Origin of the sequence: Endozoicomonas sp. (assembly GCF_031844845.1) — a bacterium.
Classification (GTDB): domain Bacteria; phylum Pseudomonadota; class Gammaproteobacteria; order Pseudomonadales; family Endozoicomonadaceae; genus Endozoicomonas.
In genome coordinates this window covers 1-4991 of record NZ_JAVRMB020000153.1, presented here as the reverse complement: position 1 = coordinate 4991, position 4991 = coordinate 1, and the positions used below count along the sequence as shown (strand labels likewise).

Here is a 4991-nt window from a genome sequence, read left to right as displayed (position 1 = left end):
GGGCTAACGGCATTGATACGAATACCATGCTCTGCGGCTTCCAGAGCTGAACAGCGGGTTAATGCCATAACCCCGGCCTTGGCTGCAGCATAGTGCGCCTGTTCTTTCTGGGCACGCCAGCCAAGCACAGAAGCATTATTAACAATGACACCGGACTTACGGGACATCATCGCTGGCAAAATAGCACGAGTCATCCGCATAGTGCCGGTCAGCGTCACATCCAGAACCCTGTTCCACTCAGCATCTTCCATCTCAACCAGCAGTTTGGAACCACCCAGGCCGGCATTATTAATCAGTACATCAACACCACTGAGTTTTTCCTCAGCAATTGCTACCAGAGCCTGTACCTGCTCTTCCCTGGTGACATTACAAACCTGGGTATAAATAGCTTCCAGGCCGGTTTCTGCTTTAATTTTTTCAGCAGCTTCGATCAATCGGCCTTCGTGGATATCGCTGATCATCAATGCACGACAGCCTTCTTCTGCTGCCCGCACTGCAGCAGAAAAACCGATGCCAGCACCGGCAGCAGCGGTGATCAGAACTGACTTACCTTGTAACAGGTTATGACCCTTTACATATTCCGGGTTCAACATCGACTTTCTCCCGTTCATTCTTATTGTGTTTAAAAGACTTTCACCACAAAGGCACAAAGACACAAAGAAAAGAAAAACTTTCCTCGCTCCGCGTGGGAGCGCCGCAACACATCGGGCAGCGACGCCACCTCAAGAGTCCGGTATGCATTACCACGCAGAGCGTGGGAATGAGGTGTTTTTTTTATTTTTTGCTTTCCTTTGTGTCTTTGTGCCTTTGTGGTTCAAAAAAAACTACCGATCCACCCTGGGTTCTCTGGGCATTTCCAGTGCCCGCTCAGCAATAATGTTCCGCTGAATCTCATTACTGCCGCCATAAATGGTGTCAGAGCGAGTAAAGAGATACATGGATTGCAGGCGGGTCAGTTCATAAGGACCTTCAGTCAGCAGTTCAGACTCAGGCCCCAGCACATCCATAGCCAGCTTGCCCAGGTTGGCATGCCAGGTAGCCCAGTGCAGTTTGTAAATCATCGCTTCTTTTTGCAAAGCGCCATCCTGTGAACCAGACAGCATCCTGAGCGCGTTGTACCGCATGATACGCAGGCCAATCCAGGCATCAGCGATGCGCTGTCGTATAGCTGGGTCTTCTGCTGCACCATTCTCTTTGGCAATGCGGATGATTTCATCCATCTCATTAAGGAACTGCATCTGCTGGCCCAGTGTGGAAACACCACGCTCAAAGCCCAGCAAAGCCATGGCGATCTTCCAGCCATCGCCGGGCTTACCGACGATGTTACTGGCATCCGTTATCGCGTTATCAAAAAAGACTTCATTAAACTCTGAGGTACCGGTCAGCTGTTCAATAGGACGCACCTCTATTCCGGGCTGATCCATCGGCACCAGCAAGAAGGAAAGTCCTTTATGCCCTTTACTGCCCGGTTCAGTACGGGCAATAACAAAACACCAGTCAGATTCGTGCGCCAGAGAAGTCCATAGCTTCTGACCACTGATCTCCCATTGACCGGTAGATTCGTTCAACACACCCCTTGTTTTCACATTGGCCAGATCAGAACCCGCACTGGGCTCTGAGTAACCCTGACACCAATATTCCGTACCATTAACAATGCCAGGCAGAAAACGTTTTTTCTGTTCTTCGCTACCGAAAGCAATAATGGTTGGACCGGCCAGCCCTTCACCAATATGCCCCATGTGACCAGGGCCACCGGCACGGGCATACTCTTCGTTAAAAATGACCTGCTGGTTAATGGAGAGCCCACGGCCACCACACTCTTCAGGCCAGCCCACACAGAGCCAGCCTGCTTTGGCCATATGCTGTTCCCAGTTTTTTCGTTCTTCCGGGAACCTATGTTCATCCCCCGGCCCACCACGAAAACGGAGCTGTTCGAACTCACCGGTCAGGTTTCCCTTCAGCCAGGTAGCCACTTCTGCACGGAACAGTTCATCTTCAGGACTGAAACTGATTTTCATAATGCTGACCCCTCTGCCTGTCCTGAAGAAATGTTTTCCGATGATTCATCCAACAGTTGTCGGGCAATTCGCTCCCGATGCAAACCAGCATTTCCAAGAAATGTTTCTGTGGATTTGGCACGTTTGAAATAGAGATGGGGGTCATATTCCCAGGTAAATCCGACACCACCATGAAGCTGAATAGACTCAGCAGCACAATGAAAAAAGGTGTCAGAACAGTAAGCTTTGGCCAGCGCAGCCGCTTCGGGCAGTTCTTCTTTTACAACAGAGAGCGGGTCTTTTCTCAAAGCCTCATCAGCAACACAGGCCGCGTAATAGACGGCAGATTTAGCACACTCAACCTGCAGCATCATATCTGCGGCACGGTGTTTAATGGCCTGAAAGCTGGCAATGGTACGGCCAAACTGAACTCGTTCACGGGTGTAGTCTATGGTCAGGTCCATAACCTGACGTGCACCACCCGCCTGTTCAGCGGCGACCGCAATCGATGCCAATTGTAGAATCTGTTCCAGTGCGGACCAGTCAGAAGCCCCTTCGCCACCCAGGCAGCAGTCTGCTGAAACGAAGAAGTTCTCAATCTCTATCCGTGCCTGTTTGCGGGTCTGATCCATGGTAGGCGTCCAGTGACGTTGTACTCCCTCACTGTCAGCAGAAACTGCGAAAAGACTTATACCTTCTTCGCCCTTGCTTCCTTCTTCCCGGGCAGCAAGAATCAACAGTCCTGCAGTATGGCCATCCGGCACGTATTGCCAGATACCCGAGAGCACATAACCATCGCCCTCTGCTCTTTTTTCAAAGCGGACGGTCGCCTGAACACTACTGGCATCCCATCGCCGGTTTTCCCGCGCCTGCTGGCTTGACGCCACTCCCAGTGTGGCGGTGAGACTGCCTTCCGCAATCGGTGGTAACCACTGTTGTTTCTGCTGTTCATTGCCGGCAACAAGAAGCGCATTGACACCCATTGCAACGGTTGAAAAGAAAGGTGAACAGAACAGTCTTCTCCCCATCTCTTCAAAAAGTATCGCCAGCTCAACATACCCCAGACCAAGACCACCATACTCCTCGGGAATATGCAGTGCCTGCCAGTACATTTCCTGACACAGCCGCTCCCAGAGTTCAGGGTCATATCCCTGATCTGTAGCCATGGCTGCACGAATGGCCTCCGATGTTGAGACATCCTGCAGGAAGCTGTCGGCGGACTCCCGAATCATCGCCTGCTCATCGGTAAAAGCGAACTCCATTGCCAGCGCCTCTTTTTATTTTCACAATTCCTATCGCTGCATACTCTCACCCGAAACAAGCAAAGGGTAATCGTTCGAATGGACGATATCTGCATCTGCATCAACTTTGCACTTTCGTTCAAAATCGCCTCATCGGTGAAGTTGCAGATGAGCTTTGATCCATGCTGGCTGTGTGTCGGGAAAATAGTGTGTAAGAAGCCACGAAGGTGAAATAAGCATGTCAATAAAACTGCAGAAATTATACCGAGAACTTTACACCAGGGCCCACGAAACCCGGGACCGTATTTCTGTTTAAGCTGATTTTTAATGGCCTGTTAAAACATTACGCTAATGATAAAACAGGCCAATAATCATTAGTCAATTTTCGGATCAATAATCGCTATCGTTACTTGCTCACCGGATTGACTGTAGGCAGGTATTAAACTGGTTAATTTATTAAAAACAATATTACCATCACCTGAATCCGTAGCTTCATGGCAGATGGATTCCGTTACATCCCTTGCTACACTTAGCTTGCAGGTTATAAATAGTGATTTCTTTTTTGCACCTACTGAGTGCATTTTTGGATAATCAAAAAAACAGCATTTTTCATGGATCAATAATTACAGAACCTTTACGGCAGAAGGGTTTCCGGATTTTCCAATTTCTTGGGATTAATTAAGAAGTCACGGATTCAGGCATCAATCATCGATAAAACGAGTCCGGCGCCCAGATAAAATACTGCATGGTACGGTTGTCCATTGGCATACATATAGAGAGGATGAAAAAATGAAAGTTTATCCAGTTTGCGAGCCATCTGCTCAATGGTTCCTTGGTCAGTTATCTGGATATTAGGAAAGGGATGTTTTGGAGCCTTCCCTGAATGCACATACTGTACAAAGTCCCAGCACTGTTTTGGTAAGAAATCATGTTTCTTCTGCATTCCATTGAGCCCAAGGGATATAAATTCATTCAGTCTTTTAGCTCGCTCTCCATCTAATGAGCCTAACTCTATATTCTCGGCGCTGAATTTTATGAATTCAGAATTCTCAAATTCGCTGGCGTAGTGAGGTCGTCTACTATTGCTAAATAGATGGTAGTTATCATTTGTTCTTGCAATTCTAACCGGTGTAATAAAAAAGTTTTTCAAGCCCTCAAATTGGTCAACGCTTTTCTCGTTATTTGGGGATAGCACCAGCTCTGTGGTGTCAGTGGGTCTTTCTTTATACATGGATTTTCCATTAATATACGCCCCGCCCATATCGCCTACCAGATTGGAAACAGCTCGATACACCGCGTTATCGATATTGCTTTTTCTGCCGTCACCTAAACAAGGTGATAGAATGGGGATGACTGCGCTATGAAAGTGATAGTCCCATAAAAATGAAATTTCCTGACGCTTTACATCTATGGTTTCTTCCATAGATCTATTTGCCTGTACCATACCCACACATGTCTTGAGCGCACAACCTATTGCGATCGAGATTTTAGTTTCGCTATCCTCTTCTGTGCATCCACGGAACGGGGAGGATCCGCGCCACCAAGATACATCGTAAAGATACTCCAAGGCCTTGTTCAGCCTTGATAATTTTTCGGAACGAGATACATCAGGTATGGCATTGTATGGTTTACAAACATCTTTAGCTATTTGGGTTTCTCTTGCGCTGCTGGGTACTGCTATAAGTCGGGTACGCAATCTCGCTCCAAATTGAGAAAATCTGTCTTTAAGACGAGTGAACACTCTGCTTGAACC

General features: G+C 47.9%; 5 protein-coding genes. All 5 read right to left on the bottom strand.

The genetic code is table 11. The features are described from left to right. On the bottom strand, positions 1-593 hold a 593-nt coding region (locus tag RM811_RS07755; protein WP_402522587.1), incomplete at its 3' end, for an SDR family NAD(P)-dependent oxidoreductase. A gap of 231 nt (positions 594-824) precedes the next feature. Then, on the bottom strand, positions 825-2018 hold the full coding sequence (locus RM811_RS07750) for an acyl-CoA dehydrogenase family protein (RefSeq protein ID WP_402522584.1): 1194 nt from the start codon (positions 2016-2018) through the stop codon (positions 825-827). After that, on the bottom strand, positions 2015-3259 hold the full coding sequence (locus tag RM811_RS07745; protein ID WP_402522581.1) for an acyl-CoA dehydrogenase family protein: 1245 nt from the start codon (positions 3257-3259) through the stop codon (positions 2015-2017). The genes RM811_RS07750 and RM811_RS07745 overlap by 4 nt, the downstream gene beginning before the upstream one ends. Positions 3260-3612: 353 nt before the next feature. Beyond that, positions 3613-3858: a hypothetical protein gene (locus RM811_RS07740; RefSeq protein WP_402522579.1), complete on the bottom strand. Its 246-nt coding sequence runs from the start codon at positions 3856-3858 to the stop codon at positions 3613-3615. A gap of 74 nt (positions 3859-3932) precedes the next feature. Next, positions 3933-4991 (bottom strand): hypothetical protein (locus RM811_RS07735; RefSeq protein WP_402522577.1); only part of this gene is annotated, 1059 nt, incomplete at its 5' end.

Bases quoted from the DNA above. Each gene is read 5' to 3' on its own strand.
- RM811_RS07750 (WP_402522584.1), bottom strand. From the start codon at position 2,018: ATGAAAATCAGTTTCAGTCCTGAAGATGAACTGTTCCGTGCAGAAGTG.
- RM811_RS07745 (WP_402522581.1), bottom strand. From the start codon at position 3,259: ATGGAGTTCGCTTTTACCGATGAGCAGGCGATGATTCGGGAGTCCGCC.